Origin of the sequence: Methyloceanibacter sp. wino2 (assembly GCF_003071365.1) — a bacterium.
Classification (GTDB): Bacteria; Pseudomonadota; Alphaproteobacteria; order Rhizobiales; family Methyloligellaceae; genus Methyloceanibacter.
This window is the reverse complement of sequence record NZ_CP028960.1, coordinates 1,756,372-1,773,677: the sequence shown is the minus strand read 5'-3', so window position 1 is coordinate 1,773,677 and position 17,306 is coordinate 1,756,372. Positions and strand designations below refer to the sequence as shown.

11 protein-coding genes and 1 pseudogene are annotated in these 17,306 nt (G+C 56.6%); 5 read left to right on the top strand and 7 right to left on the bottom strand.

Going from position 1 to position 17,306, the window contains the following annotated elements:
- Positions 1 to 109: 109 nt before the first annotated feature.
- Positions 110 to 1,201, top strand: coding sequence for a hypothetical protein (locus tag DCY11_RS08220; protein WP_108682482.1), 1,092 nt, complete (start codon positions 110 to 112; stop codon positions 1,199 to 1,201).
- Between the two features lie 258 nt (positions 1,202 to 1,459).
- Here DCY11_RS08220 and DCY11_RS08215 read toward each other — a convergent pair whose 3' ends face one another.
- From DCY11_RS08215 to gmd, 5 genes are all read right to left on the bottom strand, one after another.
- Entirely contained in the window at positions 1,460 to 2,668 is a 1,209-nt protein-coding gene (locus DCY11_RS08215) for a glycosyltransferase (protein ID WP_159079885.1), read from the bottom strand.
- Positions 2,669 to 3,609: 941 nt separating this feature from the next.
- The gene (locus DCY11_RS08210) at positions 3,610 to 5,928 is read right to left on the bottom strand and encodes a glycosyltransferase (protein WP_108682480.1); all 2,319 of its coding nucleotides are present in this window, start codon (positions 5,926 to 5,928) and stop codon (positions 3,610 to 3,612) included.
- Positions 5,929 to 6,332: 404 nt separating this feature from the next.
- Positions 6,333 to 7,844 carry a class I SAM-dependent methyltransferase gene (locus tag DCY11_RS08205; RefSeq protein WP_108682479.1) on the bottom strand — a complete coding sequence of 504 codons (1,512 nt, stop codon included), beginning with the start codon at positions 7,842 to 7,844 and terminating at the stop codon, positions 6,333 to 6,335.
- Positions 7,845 to 8,247: 403 nt separating this feature from the next.
- On the bottom strand, positions 8,248 to 9,204 hold the full coding sequence (locus DCY11_RS08200) for an NAD-dependent epimerase/dehydratase family protein (protein ID WP_108682478.1): 957 nt from the start codon (positions 9,202 to 9,204) through the stop codon (positions 8,248 to 8,250).
- 37 nt (positions 9,205 to 9,241) lie between these two features.
- Entirely contained in the window at positions 9,242 to 10,222 is a 981-nt protein-coding gene (gene gmd / locus DCY11_RS08195; protein WP_108682477.1) for a GDP-mannose 4,6-dehydratase, read from the bottom strand.
- Between the two features lie 295 nt (positions 10,223 to 10,517).
- On the opposite strand from gmd, the gene DCY11_RS08190 reads away from it, so the two are divergent.
- Entirely contained in the window at positions 10,518 to 11,708 is a 1,191-nt protein-coding gene (locus DCY11_RS08190) for a glycosyltransferase (protein WP_159079884.1), read from the top strand.
- On the top strand, positions 11,705 to 12,712 hold the full coding sequence (locus DCY11_RS08185) for an NAD-dependent epimerase (RefSeq protein ID WP_108682475.1): 1,008 nt from the start codon (positions 11,705 to 11,707) through the stop codon (positions 12,710 to 12,712). The genes DCY11_RS08190 and DCY11_RS08185 overlap by 4 nt, the downstream gene beginning before the upstream one ends.
- A 48-nt stretch (positions 12,713 to 12,760) precedes the next feature.
- Here DCY11_RS08185 and DCY11_RS08180 read toward each other — a convergent pair.
- A pseudogene (locus tag DCY11_RS08180) lies at positions 12,761 to 14,085 on the bottom strand (UDP-glucose/GDP-mannose dehydrogenase family protein).
- A gap of 298 nt (positions 14,086 to 14,383) precedes the next feature.
- The gene (locus DCY11_RS08175) at positions 14,384 to 15,106 is read right to left on the bottom strand and encodes a bifunctional 2-polyprenyl-6-hydroxyphenol methylase/3-demethylubiquinol 3-O-methyltransferase UbiG (RefSeq protein WP_108683742.1); all 723 of its coding nucleotides are present in this window, start codon (positions 15,104 to 15,106) and stop codon (positions 14,384 to 14,386) included.
- A 545-nt stretch (positions 15,107 to 15,651) separates the two neighbouring features.
- On the opposite strand from DCY11_RS08175, the gene DCY11_RS08170 reads away from it, so the two are divergent.
- Both DCY11_RS08170 and DCY11_RS08165 read left to right on the top strand, forming a co-directional pair.
- Positions 15,652 to 16,326, top strand: a complete 675-nt coding sequence (locus DCY11_RS08170; RefSeq protein ID WP_108682474.1) for a hypothetical protein — start codon at positions 15,652 to 15,654, stop codon at positions 16,324 to 16,326.
- Between the two features lie 16 nt (positions 16,327 to 16,342).
- Complete coding sequence (locus DCY11_RS08165) at positions 16,343 to 17,305, top strand: glycosyltransferase family 2 protein (RefSeq protein ID WP_108682473.1); 963 nt, start codon at positions 16,343 to 16,345, stop codon at positions 17,303 to 17,305.
- The last annotated feature ends 1 nt before the right edge of the window (position 17,306 follow it).

Here is a 17,306-nt window from a genome sequence, read left to right as displayed (position 1 = left end):
CAGATCGTCCAGAAGCTTGGGAACTGTTGCCCGGAGATTGTTCGGCCGAGGCCGGTGTTGTACGGTCAGATTTTGGCTTATGTGCTGAGCAAAATAGTTGCCCTAAAAAATGCCGAAGCTCCTACTTCATATTGGTCATGGGAAGACGGGATCCAGCTACATTCAGTCGAGCTTGGCTCGCAGCATCGAAGTACTTAAGGCCAATCAAATAGATTATCCCGAACCAAGGGACCTAGATGCCGCCATCGCGGGTCGGATTACATCAGGAAACGGGTTTATTCTTCCTAAGTTGATCAACGACCCCTCATTCCAGCCATCGGGAGATTGTCTATTTAGCAGCGAATTTATTTTCGAGTATTTATTCGATGACAAATTCGTCGCAAATTTGCGCAAGTTTCTTCAGAGCCGTTCTGCAGAACTTAAGGTCCTCATGTTTATCCGCGACCCAATTTCATTTGTCTGTTCAGGTTACCAACAATCTGTGAAACGCTCCGGATTGACCAAGTCATTGCCCGAGTTTTTGAACGACAGTGAATACCCCAAACGAGTAAATAAAGTCATTGATATATTGCAGACGTTCGTGTCGATTGATTTGACTATCTCAAATTATTCGTCGGGCTCGTCACCTATATCCGTTGTCGAGGATTGGCTTGGTGTGCCTTTAGGCAGTCTCTTAGCTCCTCCCATAGCCAACGTGAACCGCTCGCTGACGTATGGGGAGTTAGAAATCCAAAGACAATTGAATTTGCATGGAGGCGCGATGGCGGGCCTCTTAGCTGATGCTTTTTGCGAGCTGGTTCCCGACGTACAGCCGGATTCTATCAGGCCTCCATTGTCGGAGCAGGAGCAATTTTGGGACAGGATGGCGCCCGAAATCAGCAAGCTGAACGCTCGCGTTGAACCGTCTGAGCAGTACGTCAGAGACCGGGACGTATTGCGTGCTACCCAGCCCCCGACGCAGGTATACTCATTCTCAAAGGAGCAACTTGCTGTGATTGTGAGGATTCTAGCACTAAAGGTTGACGCTCTTGCGGCACAACAGTCGCAGTATGATGCGCTCCGAACTAAACACGATGCGCTTCAAGCTAAATATGATGAACTTCGCGCCAAAGTCCAGTCATTGCATAAATCACTAAGCTGGAAATTGACGGCTCCATTGCGCGCAGTTCGGTCTAGACTGTCACCTATGAAAGACGTTTGAGTCATTTTCGCGCCTTAGGCGCTGGCAGAACTCAGGGCGCTAGGGTTGGCGTGTCTCCGCCCGCAACGATGGACTTATCGGCGCCTTCATCCTCCTTTTGAGCCGCTCGCATTCCCTGAGTTGGTCTGGTCTCTTGGCGTCGTACTACCTGCGCCACCGGATAGTTCAGCCTGATCGAGCAGTCGAGATTCTTGGATCGATCCTACGATTCGCATTTCTTCGCTCCTAACCAGGAGCCTCAGCGTTGTTGGGCGGCGATCAATCCGCAAACCTGCGGCATAGACTGCGGAGGCTGGAGGCCAAATAGCGCAGCGGCAAGGTGATGCGCCAGCTGGTACTGTTGAGCACTTCCGAGTGCATCCTGGACAACCGGACGAACAATTTGTCGCGCGCTTCCAGTGTCTGTTCTAGCTCCCCAAACGCCCGTTCCCGCTCTTCTAGCAACGCACCCAGCTGTCGACGTTTTCTGGCTGCTTCCAGCGAGAAAACATCGTGTTTGCCTGTAAGTACTACGAAATTCCTATAATCGAAATCGAATCTTTTTGACAGCAAATCTGCGCGTTCAGGATCCGCTATATTATCAAATAGAATATCTAGTGCGAAAATAGATGCAGTTCCTGTTGGATCATGCTCCAAACACACCATTGCCAATGCATAATCTGCGTAAAAGTTATCCTTCGTACAATACTTAGCTGCATTCGGAAATACGATGCAGAAGTGATCAAAATCTCCAATTGAGCGATAGTTATCAAGGATCTTGTACGTTTCAAATAAGGAGCGAATTCGGGTATCCTCGCGGTCGGCGCTTGCGTTTGCCAGGCCGTCACGTACGCGGAATTTCACCAATTGTTCCGGCAGAACATGGATTTCATACTTAAGACATACGCGAACCCACATATCAAAATCACAAAGCTGCGCCAGACCGTAACGGTAGGAGCCACAGTCGTCGTAACAGGTCTTGCGCATTAGGACGCTTGGGTGACACAAACAATTGCCCGTCAAGTAAAACGCCCGCAACCACTCAAATCGATTTCGATTTTCCTGCTCAAATACATTGGAGTAGAAGTGACTTCCGTCAGATAAAGGCTCTCCGCGTTCGTCTATTGCAAGAGCATTGCTGAAAACAGCGCCAATTTTTTCATGCGTGTCCAGAAAGGAGACCTGCTTCTCTAGCTTATCGTGCTCCCAGACATCATCAGAATGATGTATCGCGATGTATTTGCCTTGAGCAATTTCTGATATTGTCTTATTAAAGCCAAATATACCCCGTCGCGTCTCCGGATTGCGAAACGCTTGAATTCGGGGGTCCTTATAACTACAAATAATATCCCAGGAATCGTCCTTGGAGGCGTCGTCCCAGATAACAAGCTCGAAATCACGAAAACTTTGATTTAGAACGCTCTCAATAGAGTTCCTAATATAAGCGCCGTGATTAAACGACGATAGGATAACCGAAACCTTGGTCACAAATATTACCCATCATAACGAAAGCAAAAATTGTACTCATCTAAGATTGACTAGGGTAGAGCTATTTTTGACAAGATGGTCACATATGACACTCTTACTTTCCTAAGATTTCCTTTGAACCAAGCATCTCTTCGAATGAATGCGGGACCCCGGTCCTTTCCCCCCTGGGTGTGATAGGTGTGATTGTGCTGTTCGACATCGAAGCAGCGATGCAAGTTTGAGCGGGCTAGCTCTTTGCGTGAGGCGGATAGCCTCCAGTGACGCTGCAACACGACCCATGCCGGCGAAGGACCGGAATGGTCAGATCTCAAGAGCTCTTGAGATAGGGAGCCTTATGCGAGGCCATGATTGGCTGATCAAGCATTTCCTCTCTCGCCGGTTGTCAATTTATCGTATTGAGCGTGTAGCACGCTGCGGCGACTTCTCTAAAAGATTTCCAGGCACGGGATTGCGCATGCTGACGGCATAGTGCGGATGGATGTTGACGTGAACTCCGGAATCTCTTCCAAGATTGGGCCGAATCCGCCATCTCTCAAGGGAGGATATGAATCCGTGCCGGTTCACGGATGAGCAAATCATTAGGATACTGAGAGAGCTGGAAGCGGGTGGAGAGACGGCTAATGTTCGCCGCAAGATGCCATCCAGCGCTGGTGACTGGTGTTCCTGTCGGCTGCATTTAAAGGCAGGCGACGGATCCGTGTACTAGCGGCCGTTGACGAGCTCGCTAGAGGGTGCCTGCAGGCCGTCCCGCCGACTACAGTCTCAACCGGCCACCAAAGGTTCACACCACACGAGTTTGCAACGCGATATACGATGGCGCAGACTTAAGGGGAGCGGAGGTAACTCATAACTTTGAAGAGAGGACCTGGAGCCAGCCACACCTACCTCACAAGCGTTCCCAGTGATGGCCGACGTGCCGAGGTTGTTGCCTGAAATCTCAATCAGGGTTTGACGACAGCAGCCAGACTTGCCTGGACGGTAGAGTAGAATCGGGTTGGGCTGCAGTCCCTTGCGATGGCGGCAAGTCCGTTCTCGCGGATGGTTGCCCATAGTGCGTCGTCTGTCCAAAGCCGCGCGCAGGCTTCTGCAAAGTCGTTCGCGCTGTCTCCCACAAGCAACTCCGCGCCATCCCTCCAGCCCAATTGCTCGGCCAGTATCGGCGTCGCGACAACTGGCAGGCCGACTGAAGCAGCCTCTTGGACCTTCAAGGGAATGCCGGCCGCAAAGCGCGTCGGTGCGACAAACAGCCGACTGCTCGAGTAGAGTTCAGTCAGATCATCGACGCGTCCCAAGAACTCGACACGACTTGTGTCCAGTCTGTCGAGCGACTGGGCCCCTGTGCTCCCGGCCACTTTAAAGATCCACTCGGTGCCAATCAGCACGTCGAGCTTGGGCATTACATTGCGGACAAACCATTCCAGGGAATGGACGTTCGGCGAACCGTCATCAGTCAGCCGACCGACGAAGAGGATATTGCAGCGAAGCCCGCGATTGCCCCCAAGTGGCGTGGGTGCCAAAGAGTGACCCAAGACCTCTACATTGGCAGCGCCGTGCTCTCGAAAAGCCTGGGCCTCTTGGCTTGAGACGGCAAACACTGTCTCGACACCTTTCGTGAGCGCGATCTCCTTTCTCAGTTCGACCTCAATTTGACGCATGGCCTCACGTTGGGCGAACACCGCCTCGGCGTCGTAGATCACAGGCACCCGTTGCAACTCTTCGGGAAGGATTTCCAACGCTCTTCTATACGCTGCCATGTTGTGGGGACGGCTGACCAATACCGCATCGAAGAAGCCCAAGCGCGTTCCCAAGAATCTCGCCAAATTCTCTGGGCCAAAGGTCGCCGCAATTTCCACGGTCCGAGGCACAACTGCATAGGCACTGTCGAAGTCAGTTACCGGCGTTACCATTGGGTAAAAGGTAATTGTCCATCCGCCAACGGCGATAGCCTCAACCATTTCGCGGGCCCGCGGAAATCCGCTGCCTAAGCAAGGATCGGGAATACTATCGTCGATAACAAGAATTCGTCTCTCCCCCCCCGACCGAGCTGTCGTGACATGGGAGTCGTCTGTGTGGTTCGAGTGGTCCGCTTCGAGCGTCGACTTGTGCTTCTCGAAGAAGATGTGGCGATTACGAACTTGAAGCGCTATCGCCTCGTCGGAGGACGCGCTGCTCCCAAACTCAACATGCGTGATGACAGCTTTCGGTTCGTATGCAACGCGGAATCCATTCTTTCGAATTCGCATGCATAGGTCGGCTTCCTCGTAGTAGGCGGGCGCAAAGGCGTCATCAAACCCCCCCAACTCCTCCCAAATAGTCCTTCGGACCATCAAGAACGCCCCGGAGCAGAAGTCGACGTCACGCGAAAATTGGAACTGGGCTTCGGCCAGGCTGCGTCCCCTTCCATAACCACAACAGCTTCCGTCATGGAAAATGATGCTGCCAGCTTCTTGCAAGGTGCCGTCGAGCAATAGGATGGGTCCACCCACGGCCCCCAGGTCTGGCTCCGAATCCAAACGATTGGTCGCCGCCCTAATCGCATTGCGGTGAACGACGGTGTCGTTGTTAAGGAGCAGAAGGTATTCACCCGTTGCTTTTGATGCGGCGCAATTCACGCCGCGCAGATAGTGAATATTGCTATCATTGAACAGGACATTTACGCCATCGAGCTGCTTGAGTAGCCGGCAAGTATCATCACTCGATCCATTGTCCCAAATGATGATTTCCAGGTCCTCGCGATCCAACGCTTGAAGTGACTTTAGGCACTGGAGTGTAAGCTCAGCCTGATTGTAGAGAATCAGGACCACGCTCACTTTGGGAGCCTGGGGAACTACAAATTCGAGCTGCCGCTTCGAGGATAGAAATTCCTCCAAGGCAGCCTTGCACGCTTGGCGATGCGCAGTTTTCTTTTCGTCCAATGACGTGACGGCAATGGCATCCAAGTCCGCGACAACTGCTGCAAGATTGATTTCGCTGCGACGCGGGTCGCGCTTCGCCGCAGAAAGCTGAAATCGACGGCGGTAACCATCTGGAAAGAGCGACGTCCGCCTTGCCAAGAAATAGAGCAGGCGGGCGACAAAAGTGCGTGCCATCCAGGTCAGCGGAGAAAGGCGCGCTTCATGCAGTTTGGACTCTAAGGTAGCGAGTTCGTCCTTGAGGTACGTCTGCTGTTTGGCAGCTTTGCTGCTAAGTGTATCAAGTTGCGCACGCAGTTCAGTAAGTTCTAGCTCGCGCTGGAAAAGCGCCGCACGCAGTCTTGTCACGACGTGGCCTAGTTCTAGACGACTCAAAGTGATTTTCCCACATTAGGCGTACGCGGAATCCCGCTGGTCACTCATAAGCCGCCCGACCCTAGCCCAACAATCCTTGATTGCAAAGAACCTACCCCCCGATCGCACAATTTGGTTGGGGACTCTCAAAGTCAACACCTGACCGTCTTGGCCTGATGAGCCCTACGCCAAATAGGACGCCAGCACCCCAGTGTGCGAGGCCGTTGAGCGCACCAAGAAACGAGGCATGATCTACACATGTTATAAGCTCTGTTGAAGGCTGCCCGTCACGTGTGCATATTCGCCTGAAACACACGGGACCCTGGATGCACGGTGACCTGAGCTGGGACATGCCTTCATCGCAAGGGAGAGTTCCGGAGAGAACGTGCGGCCTAGGTTCAGGATTCGCCCTTGTCGAGCGTCAGCGATATAAGGGCGAATCCGATCTGACGTGCGTCCTCGCCTCCGTCATTGTCTCTACGTCTGGGCCGCGAATTTTCGAATTCCAAGAGTGCCCTAGTGCCTTTCATTAGGGGCAACGGCAATTTGACAAGGTGCTCTTGTCGACCGGCGCCGACTGGTAACGTGGTCACCGATTGGCCATTGGTCCTGATCGTCAATATGGGTTGCTCTCCGGTCGGTGGCAGGAGCCCGACCAAGTCAATGCGGAGCTGGTCAACTGTGTCGCCCACCTGGAACTCAAGCGCGGAATCATACCCGAGCGACCATGTGAAATTTGGGTCTGGCTGGGCCCATCCCCATCGCATCGTTTGCACGCCCTCGCGCCGGTCACCGAACGAAAGCGGTTCACCCGCGGCAACCCGCAATAGCGGCGGCAGCATTGGCTGCCCGGAATATGGAGACGAAAAGAGCCTGTCCAGGATCGAAACGGGAAGCTCTACATTGCGATCGTCGAGCCGTAGGCACTTCTCCGGCGTGCGTCCATTAAAGCAAATGGGCGCCGGTGGACATGACGACGATTGGAGGTGCCGCATCACCGCGTACCCTTGTGTCGGTGTGATGAACCCATCGTCGATCAGGTGATCCTCCAGTGCTTGGACTGCACCGAGGAACTGACAATCCTCATCATCGCTCGTGGAGAAGTTTGGACCGAAGCGCCGGTCGTAGAAGATGTCGATGATGCCACCGTTGGCGTAAAACTTCTCGAACCTGAAACGTTTGACGAGTTCAGGCAGGATGTCTTGCGCACGAATGCCCTCGAACCCTTCCACCGAGCAGTCCCAGTTCTCAAACCACCGGTCCAATCTATTTAGCGCGTGATCCCATTTCACACGTTCGGGCAGGCCCGTCCATATCTGACGTAGCACGCCCAAGGTCTCGGGCCAGCGCCTATGACCGTTCCGCCCGATCATGTCGATGGTGATGAAACTTCCCTCGGTATGCATCAGGTCATCGATTTGCCCAAATATGTTTTCCAGTTCGACGAAATGATGCAGGGCCTGATGCACCATGACGGCTGCGACTGGACCATCGATAGGCCACTGCTTGTTTAGGTCCGCTTCCTGGACAACTACAAAATCCTCCACGCCCTCCGAGCGTGCAGCCTCCCGGGCACGCTGTACCAAGAGCGGCGACAGTTCAAGGCAGACAATCTGAAAGTCGGACAGGTTGTTCGCCTTGGCCCACTTCACGATCTCGATTTCTTGCGCGCAATAGCCTGCGCCCAGACTAATGGCACGCCACTGGCCCGAGCGGTCCACCGCTTCTGCGATGTGCTTCGCATAGATGCCTGGCACGCTTTCTACGCCGAAGACGTCTCTGACCCGCGACCGATGATAACGCGAAAGCAGATACTGTGCTGCGTCGGGAAGATTGTGCATCACTTCCACAGCTTCGTACTGCTTGATCTGCGATTCCAATTGGCGCTGGTATTCAATCTCGGTCGTCATTGTGATTCACCCACGGAAGACGTCGGAAGTTCCGCACCCCTGGACACAAAGCGCCGCGCAAACGCCACGCGCCGATTTCCGTATTGGGCCAACCTGCTGCACTTCAGATTTCCACTCAGACCTGCATCTACTGCATTCCGCGTCAGCGACGAGCAGTCGTCAGGAAGCCCCGACGGCGGTATCCGACAGTAGCCGCTGATCTGGGCGCTTTTCAGTGTCATATCCTCGGAATGGCCTTATTCAAGGTGGAGAACGGTAAGACATGTCCACGAGGCAGACTACGGAACATTCGACGCGCTGGCCATGCTGCTTCACGGTCGGAGCAACCGTGCGATCGCCGAGACCGAGTCCAAACTGGGATGACTGGAATTGGCTTAGTCGGCAACGACATCCCCTCGGCAAGCTAGCTCCCTGAAACCCGCGCGCGGCAGTCGTCGAGGACATCCGCGAGGGTAACATCGAATGGGACTTCCGGGGTCCAGGACAACAACGCGCGGGCACTGGCAGCGTTGCCGGTTATTCGAGACACATCGCTTGGGCGCAAACGGTTTGGATCCTGCTCCACGGTGATCTGTTTCTGGCTAAGGGCGAGCAGCGCATCGAGGATGTCGCCGATGCGACGCGGTTCTCCGGAAGCGATGTTAAGAATAGTGCCGGGCGCAATCGCTGCCGCGTGATCGACTGCGCTGGCATAGGCTCTCGCGACATCGCGAACATCGAGGAAGTCGCGCTCGGCATCGAGATTGCCGACACGAATGACAGGCGCCGACCGGCCGGCCTCGATCCGCGCAATCTGAATCGCGAACCCTGGAATGACGAAAGACTCCGACTGCCCGGGCCCAGCGTGGTTGAAGGGTCGGCAGCGGATCACCTTCAAGCCCCGCGTGGCGAACGCGCCAAGCGCAATGTCGGCCGCGGCCTTCGTGGCCCCGTACTCATCGCCTGGTGCCAGTATCGCCGTTTCATCAAGCGGCTCGCCGGACTTGCCCGAAAGCCCGTAGGCGAGGCCGGAGCCCGCGAAGATCAGGCTGGCCTCCGGCGCGAGTGTCATCAGAGCGCGCGCGATGGTCAACGTCCCATGCAGATTGACGTCCCAGGCGGCGTCAGGGTTTCGGGCGGCTTCCGTCGGGGCGGCAATCCCCGCCAGGTGCACGACGTGGGTTGGGGCAACTTCGGAAATCAGCGCGTGAACAGCATGGGCGTCGGTTATGTCGAGGGCAACAACGCTCTGCCCCCCGAGGTCCGGCATCGACACACGCGATGTGGGCACGAGCTCCATGGCATCGCCGAATCTCTGCGTGAGCGCGGACAGCACATACGGGCCGACAAAGCCATCCGCACCGGTGACGATGACCCTCATGGGATGCTCCTTGGGCCCGGACAAGTTTTACCTAGACTCAGCTCTGTGTTGACAAGCGGCCAAGATCGGCCTCGACCATTTCGGCGACCAATTGGTCCAGAGTCGTCTTCGGCGTCCAGCCCAGCTTCTCTTTGGCCTTGGACGGATCACCGAGCAGAACATCCACCTCTGCCGGCCGCATGAAGCGCGGATCGACGGTCACGTGATCCTCAAAATTCAGACCGACATGGGAAAATGCCAGACGGCAGAAGTCCCGGACCGACACGGTCTGTCCCGTCGCAACGACATAGTCGTCGGGCGTTTCCTGCTGCAGCATCAACCACATCGCCTCGACATAGTCGCGGGCATGGCCCCAGTCGCGCTTGGCATCCAGGTTCCCCAGGGCAAGCTTGTCCTGCATGCCAAGTTTGATGCGCACCACACCGTCGGTGATTTTCCGCGTCACAAACTCGATTCCGCGCAGCGGCGACTCATGATTGAACAGGATGCCGCTGGAGGCATGGAGCGAGAAGCTCTCCCGATAATTGACGGTCATCCAATGGCCGTACAGCTTCGCAACGGCATAAGGCGACCGTGGATAGAACGGCGTCTTCTCGTTCTGCTGTGGCTCTTGGATCAGTCCGTACATTTCCGAGGAAGAGGCCTGGTAGAAGCGCGCCTCCGGGCACTCCAGGCGGACAGCCTCCAGGACATTGGCGACGCCGATGCCCGTAACCTGGCCGGTGAGCAGCGGCTGCTGCCAAGACGACTTCACAAAGGACTGGGCGCCCAGATTGTAGACCTCGTCAGGCTTCACATCGCGCATGATGCGAATGAGAGAGGCGAGATCGGTGAGGTTGCCGTCCTGAAGGTTGATGTCGTCGATAATGCCAAGCCACCGCAGACGAGCCCCGATGACGTCCGCAGAGGCACTGCGACGAAAAAGACCATGCACCTCGTAGCCTTTTTCGAGAAGCAATCTCGACAGATAGGCGCCGTCCTGACCCGTGACGCCGGTAACCAAAGCCTTCTTACCCATCGTAGCGGCCACCCTTCCAACTGCCTCTCGACACCGTCACGGCAATGAACCGCCGCGATGATCGCCAGACGGTGCAGTGAATGGGGGCTACTAGCTCCCAACTCGGCCTACGTCAACCGGAGCGCGAGCTCCGGACGGCGCCGGTCCGAACTGGGACGATGTCCCGCACAGTGTCGCATGGCGGTGGCACAATTTGGAAAAAGGTGGGATGCATCATCGCGGACGCTCGAGACCTCGGGCTGTTGGAATCTTGGGTGACAGAAGGGACGGCTGCAGGATGATATTTGGTTCGAGTTTGGACGAGGCACCCAAGCTCTTGTTCGTTGTCCATGCTTGGGGCGGGGGGACGATCCGCTTCGCCATCGAACTAGCCGAGATGATCTCAAACCGGGCAACCGTTGTCTGGGCTTGGGGCGAGAACGACAAGACCATCCACGTCTCCAGCACACGTCCGTATGACTCCGAGATCAGCTTCAATGTGGCGGCCGGACTTGAAGCGCCTCTGGAGCACCTGAGGGCCTATGGATTCCGCCGCGCCAACGTCATCCAGACTATTGGGTTCGGAAAGACGATCGGCACCCTGCTGAAGGGCCTCGACATATCTTATGACGTGACCTTCACGGACTACCACTACTTTTCGGACACGCCGCATTTCGAGGACGACCAGGGGATGTTCGTCGGCGACGAGGCGGTCGCGCAGAGCCAAGCATCTTGGCGGGGGAAGGTCCCGCCGCTCCTGCTCGGTGCGGGCCGGCTTATAGCGATCTCAGGCGACCTCGCCAACCGGCTCCAGGGCTTCATCCCCGAGAGGCCCGTCATCGCGACACGGGTTTATGAAGCTCAAAAACTGAACCGAAAATCCGTCAAGCGTCCGGTGCTCGCGAGAGGCGAAGCCATGCGTGTCCTATTTTTGGGACGTCCCAATCCGGTAAAGGGTGTGAACATCGTTCTGAATGTCATCGAACGCATCCGGCAGGCTCAGCTGCCGATCGAAGTCCACTGCCTTGGGGAGATTGATCCTGACCGAGAAAGACAGCTGCGCGCCATCGAGCAGGTGACGGTACACGGCGCCTACGAGCATTCCGATTTGCCGGAGATTGTCGGCAAGATCGACCCGCATCTCGCGTGGTTCCCATTTACTCAGCCCGAGACACATAGCTACGCGCTCTCCGACGCGATGCGAATGGGTCTTCCAGTCCTTGCCACGGCCATCGGAGCGGTCCCTGAGCGGCTCTATGGCCGGCCCCACACCTGGCTCGTTCCCTTTGGCGCATCGATGTCGGAGAACCACTTCAACTGGATCGAAAAGCTCTATCGAGACCGGCTGGACTGCGGCCCATCTTGGGTGGACATTGGTCACCTTCCGACGATTGATCGCGCCTTCTTTCCTAAGCGCTACATTGAACCAATATTGCCTGGATTCTGGGAAAGGCTATCCCGCTTCATCCGGCTCAGAAGTTTTCATGGCGGGGAATCAAGCGAATGAGAGTCATTGTTACGGGCGCCGCTGGCTTCATCGGCTTCCACACTGCCAAGGCCCTGTTGGAACGCGGCGATACGGTCGTCGGATTCGACAATCTGAATGACTATTACGATGTCGTGCTGAAAGAAGCACGACTGGCGGAGTTGGCTCCCTTCGATGCGTTCTCGCTTGTTAGGGGAGACGTTGGCGATCGGGCCGCCGTCGAAAAGCTGTTCGCCGACGCCAAGCCCCAGCGGATCATACACCTCGCGGCGCAGGCCGGGGTTCGGCATTCACTGACACACCCTGAGAAGTACGTTCAATCCAATCTCGTCGGCTTCTTCAATGTTCTCGAGGCATGCCGGCATAGCGCAATCGAGCACCTCGTGTTTGCGTCGTCCAGCTCTGTCTATGGCGCCAATACGCATGTGCCGTTCAGCATCCACGACAATGTCGACCACCCGCTGAGCTTCTACGCGGCAAGCAAGAAGGCCAACGAGCTGATGGCCCACTCCTATGCGCATCTTTATCAGTTGCCGGTGACGGGTCTACGATTTTTCACCGTGTACGGACCATGGGGACGTCCGGACATGGCCCTGTTCAAATTTGTGCAGCGGATATTGGCCGATGAGCCCATCGACGTTTACAACGAGGGCCACCATGCGCGCGACTTCACTTATATCGATGACATCGTCAGCGGCGTGGTGCGCGCGGCGGACAAAGTGGCCGCGCCCAACCCAGGCTGGTCGGGCGAAAATCCAGACCCCGCAACGTCGACGGCCCCCTATCGGCTCTACAACATTGGCAACAACAATCCGGTCCAGCTGATGGATTTCATAGCCTGCATCGAGCAAGCGTGCGGGCGAACCTCGAAGAAAAAACTTCTGCCGATGCAGCCGGGCGACGTGCCGGAAACTTTTGCCGACATTTCCGACCTCGCAAACGACATGGGCTTTTCGCCGAACACCCCAATCGAATACGGGATCGAGAAGTTTGTCGCCTGGTACCGCTCTTATTACGGTGTTTGATCAGCGCCCGGCACGTAGGACGCAAACGACCTGTCGAGCATCGCGCCTCTACCGCCACTCCTCGTCGGCCGCGCCGCGCCCTACACCAGTGTATTTGAAGCCTGCGGCGGCGGCACGGGTCGGTGAATAGACGCTCCGCAAATCGACCAGCGCGTCGCCGCTCATGGCATTGCGCAGACCCTTCAGGTCCAGCGCTCGAAATTCGTTCCATTCCGTCAGTACCACAAGCGCATCGGCGCCCTTGGCGGCATCCATTGCGGACGCAAACCATTCGACTTCCGGAAGCATGGCCTCGGCATTGGCTTTCCCTTGCGGATCGCAGGCGTGAACCTTTGCCCCTCTCGCCTGCAGCATCGGAATGACAACGAGGCTCGGCGCCTCGCGCATATCATCCGTATTTGGCTTGAAGGTCACGCCGAGGATGGCGACCGTCCGGTTCTTCACCGAGCCCCGAGAGCCTGCTCGATACGCGAGGCCATGGAAATCTTGCGCTCCGCGTTGACCTTTTCCACCTGCTCGATCAGCGACAGCGGGGACTTTGCTTCACGCGCCGTTCGTACAAGCGCGCTCACGTCTTTCGGAAAGCATGACCCCCCATAGCCTGGCCCCGCGTGCAGAAACTTGGGACCGATGCGGCCGTCGGCGCCGATGGCGTTGGCGACCTCGCCAACGTCGGCACCAACCCTTTCGCACAGATCGGCAATCTCATTGATGAACGTGATCTTCATGGCAAGAAAGGCGTTCGCGGCGTATTTCGCAAGCTCCGCCGACTCGCGGCTGGTGAACACGATCGGTGCGTTGCGCAACGCGAGCGGTTGGTAAAGCTGCTCCATCACTTTCCGGCCGAGCGCGGTATCGACACCGACGAGTACACGGTCGGGGTGTGTGAAATCGCGAATGGCGGAGCCCTCGCGCAAGAATTCCGGATTCGAGCAGACAGAAAAGTTCACATCCGGACGTAGTTCTTTCAGGCGTCGCTCGATTTCGCGACTGGTTCCCACCGGAACCGTGGACTTTGTGGTGACGACCGTGTCGCCCTGGACGTGCGGCGCCAAGTCTTCCAATGCCTGGTAAACAAAGCTCAGATCCGCGTAGCCATCGCCGCGGCGCATCGGGGTCCCCACAGCCAGAAAAATGACATCCGCATCGCGCACGGCGTCGGCGAGCCCGGTGCTGAATAGCATGCGACCGGCCTCGGCATTCCGCGCGACCAGTTCGTCGAGGCCCGGCTCGTAGATCGGGATAAGGCCCTTCTTAAGCCCCTCGATCCGATCCACGTCCTTGTCCACGCAGATGACGTTCCACCCGAAATCGGCAAAACAAGCGGCGGAAACCAAGCCGACATAGCCCGCGCCAATCATGCAAATCTTCACGCAAGTTCTCCTGGGTAGCAGCCCTGTAGACGATCGAACCGTTTGACGCCCCCCAATAGTACCCCGGCAGGATCGGCACAATAGTCAGCGGCCACATTGGGGGTGGAGCACTGGCCAGCAAGGATACTTGATGGGTGCTTGGCGCCCTTACGAACGCATCAGCCCACTTGAAGGGAGGTGGTCCGTGCGCACGCCAACCGTCGCCATGACCGTTTCGCGATTGTTGCAATACGACTACTTGGGCAACAATTTTGTGACAACAGCCTTTCGGGCAAGCCGCGGGCAGGGCGGCGCTAGGCTACGCCGCACTGGCGATGGCGAGGAGAGATAAGCCAAACGGGAGATCGAAGCTCTGCAGCAGGCGTCGTTCTGAGGAAAACACTTGGCGCAAGGCGCTATTGATCGCATCGGAGGGGATCCCAGTACCAGGCGAACGGCCCCGGCTGGCGAAGCGGGCAGCCACGGCGAATGGGAAGAGAAGCGTGTTGAAGTAGGTAATTCGGTCAACGCTCAAGCTCGCGCCGCGAAGCTTCTCTGCAAGCTCTGGCGCCGTGTAACGCCGCTTGTGATGGAGAAACTCATCGTGCGCGCTCCACATCCATTGATATGCGGGGACCGAGACGAGGACATGCCCTCGGTCGGCAAGCAGCCCTCTTACAACCTCCAAAGTCGCGCTGTCTTCTTCGATGTGCTCCAGGACATCAAACAGGCATACCAGGTCGAATGTGTCACCGACATAGGGCACCTCGTTGGGGCACGCACCAGGTCTGATGTCGAATTCGGCGCCCGTCTTCGAAACGGCGAGCTCCCGCGCGGTGCCATCCATTTCCATCCCACAGACTCTGCCGTGGCGCGAGAGCATACGCAAATTGCCGCCTGTTCCACTGCCGATCTCGAGGATCCGCGCAGAGCCCGGCAAGCCCAATCGCTCTATCTGGGACGACAGAATCTCCCGGCGGGCCACAAACCACCAGTGACGATCTTCGGTCCTGGCAAGTTCGACATACGCATCAGGTTCCATTACAGCCACCGTGCTGGAGTTCGTCGACAACGTACCATGGTCACCGCCTCCCTCGAGAACTATTGCGCCGTCACGCAACGCCGATTGCACTGTTGCCGGCGCGGCTAAACTTCTTCGATGATCGTAATGTTCACCCCGACCCCTGCTTTGGCCTCAGATACGACTGCCCTCTTCTAGCGTAGCGGCTGAACCGAGCTGCTCTAGGCTAGACAGATGCGCGGGATTACCAGAAGAACTTCATTGTACCAATTGTCCTCTCCGGCAGCCTCCGGCCCCATCGTTCGTCCACCCACCCATCGATCGCCCGGAAAAAAGACTGTTGGCAAAATCGTATTCACTGCTACCAACAGAGCCTGGGATAGGATTGCGCAACCATTCAAATGCGCCTGCACCGGCGAACCAACTGTATAGGGACTTCGATCCTGTAGAAACTGGCCCGCATTCGCGGGGAGGGGCTGTTTAGTATGCAGGAAATACAAATTTCAAAACAGGCCGCAAAGTATATTTCTCTTCAAAGACTTGAAACTCAATCTATTGGGAGAAATTTGCACTATTCTGGGCTTGGGAAATTTCTCTATGGGATCTACGAGAAGGTCCCGTTTCTGAAAACGGCGTTCCTCTACTATGCATCGACGATCGAGCCGACGCTCCGAAGCGATCGGATTTTATCGTCCTACAGCAAGGTCATGAAGACCGAGTTCGAGAGGATACGGCCGTACTTACCCGAACCCTTGAATGTTGTGCTCGGCATCGGGCCTGGTATTGGCGGGTTGGAGATTTACCTCTCGAAGTACCAGCGCGATCGTGGTTTGGAAGCTCCAAAGGTCCTCTTGCTCGACAAGACCGGCATCGATCCCATTCAGTACGGCTTCCATGAAGTCGCCGCCGTCTACAATTCCCTCGATCTGACCCGGCAGTCACTCTGCCTCAATGGTCATCCGCCAGACCGGATCGATGTCTTCGATGCCGCTGAGGCCGAGAAACTACGCGACCGCTACGAAGGACAGGTCGACCTGGTGACGTCTCTCATTGCTTGGGGATTTCACTTTCCGCTCGAGACCTATCTGGCCCTCGTCGTGGATCTGCTCAGGCCAGGCGGTCGCGTCATCGTGGACGTTCGTCGCGGGACAGACGGCAAGCAGACACTCATCGACACGTTTTCCGACGTGCAGGTGATCTACGAGGACGACAAGTTCGAACGAGTCATGGCCATCCGCTAGGCGCGAGGGCAACTCGATGGCAGATGAGACAGTCGAAGCAGGCAAGCCCGTCCTGAGTGTCGTGGTGCCAATGCGTAACGAAGCCGATGTCCTCGGCATATTTCTGGCGCGCCTCTTACCGGCAATGGATGCAATCGGCGTCGGCTACGAGGTCGTTTGCGTCGATGATGGCAGCACGGACGAAACGTGGGCTAAGGTCCGCGAGGTAGAGAGTGCCGACCCACGGATCCGTGGACTTCGGCTCTCTCGGAACTTTGGCAAAGAACTCGCGATGACGGCCGGGCTAGATGCGGCGAAGGGAGACGCGCTCGTCTTTATCGATGCAGATCTCCAGGACCCGCCGGAGCTCATCAGCGACTTCTACAAGCTGTGGCAAGCCGGCTATCAGAACGTCTATGGCTTGCGCATCAGCCGGCAAGAGGACAGTTGGGCCAAGCGCACATCCGCGTCCCTGTTCTATGCCGTGTTCAACCGGTTGAGCAGTGTCCCCCTGCCTGTCAACGCCGGGGACTTCCGGTTGCTCGGCCCCGAGGCGGTGGCGGCCTTGCGTAGATTCAAGGAACGGCATCGTTTCATGAAGGGGCTCTATGCATGGATCGGCTTTCCAAGCGTCGCGGTCCCTTACGAACGCCCATGCCGCGCAGCCGGCGCTACAAAGTTCAATGCGGCCCGCTTGTTCAATTTCGCCGTGGAAGGCATCGCCTCCCATTCCACGACACTGTTGAGGCTGTGGACGTATGTGGGGATTCTGGCCGTCCTGCTGGCCGCGCTGCTTGGGTTGTGGATGATCATCGAGTACTTCGCCTTTGGCCGAAACCCCCGCGGCTATTACCTCAACCTATTCATATTGTTAGGTTTTTCTTCGATCAATTTCATCATGCTCGGTATTATCGGGGAGTACGTTGGGCGCATCTATGAAGAGGTGAAACAACGCCCACTCTACATTCTCCGCTCCGACGATAGCGAACCCACGGAATAGG

Bases quoted from the DNA above. Each gene is read 5' to 3' on its own strand.
- DCY11_RS08165 (WP_108682473.1), top strand. From the start codon at position 16,343: ATGGCAGATGAGACAGTCGAAGCAGGCAAGCCCGTCCTGAGTGTCGTG.
- gmd (WP_108682477.1), bottom strand. From the start codon at position 10,222: ATGGGTAAGAAGGCTTTGGTTACCGGCGTCACGGGTCAGGACGGCGCC.
- DCY11_RS08175 (WP_108683742.1), bottom strand. From the start codon at position 15,106: ATGGAACCTGATGCGTATGTCGAACTTGCCAGGACCGAAGATCGTCAC.
- DCY11_RS08220 (WP_108682482.1), top strand. From the start codon at position 110: ATGCCGAAGCTCCTACTTCATATTGGTCATGGGAAGACGGGATCCAGC.
- DCY11_RS08185 (WP_108682475.1), top strand. From the start codon at position 11,705: ATGAGAGTCATTGTTACGGGCGCCGCTGGCTTCATCGGCTTCCACACT.
- DCY11_RS08205 (WP_108682479.1), bottom strand. From the start codon at position 7,844: ATGACGACCGAGATTGAATACCAGCGCCAATTGGAATCGCAGATCAAG.
- DCY11_RS08200 (WP_108682478.1), bottom strand. From the start codon at position 9,204: ATGAGGGTCATCGTCACCGGTGCGGATGGCTTTGTCGGCCCGTATGTG.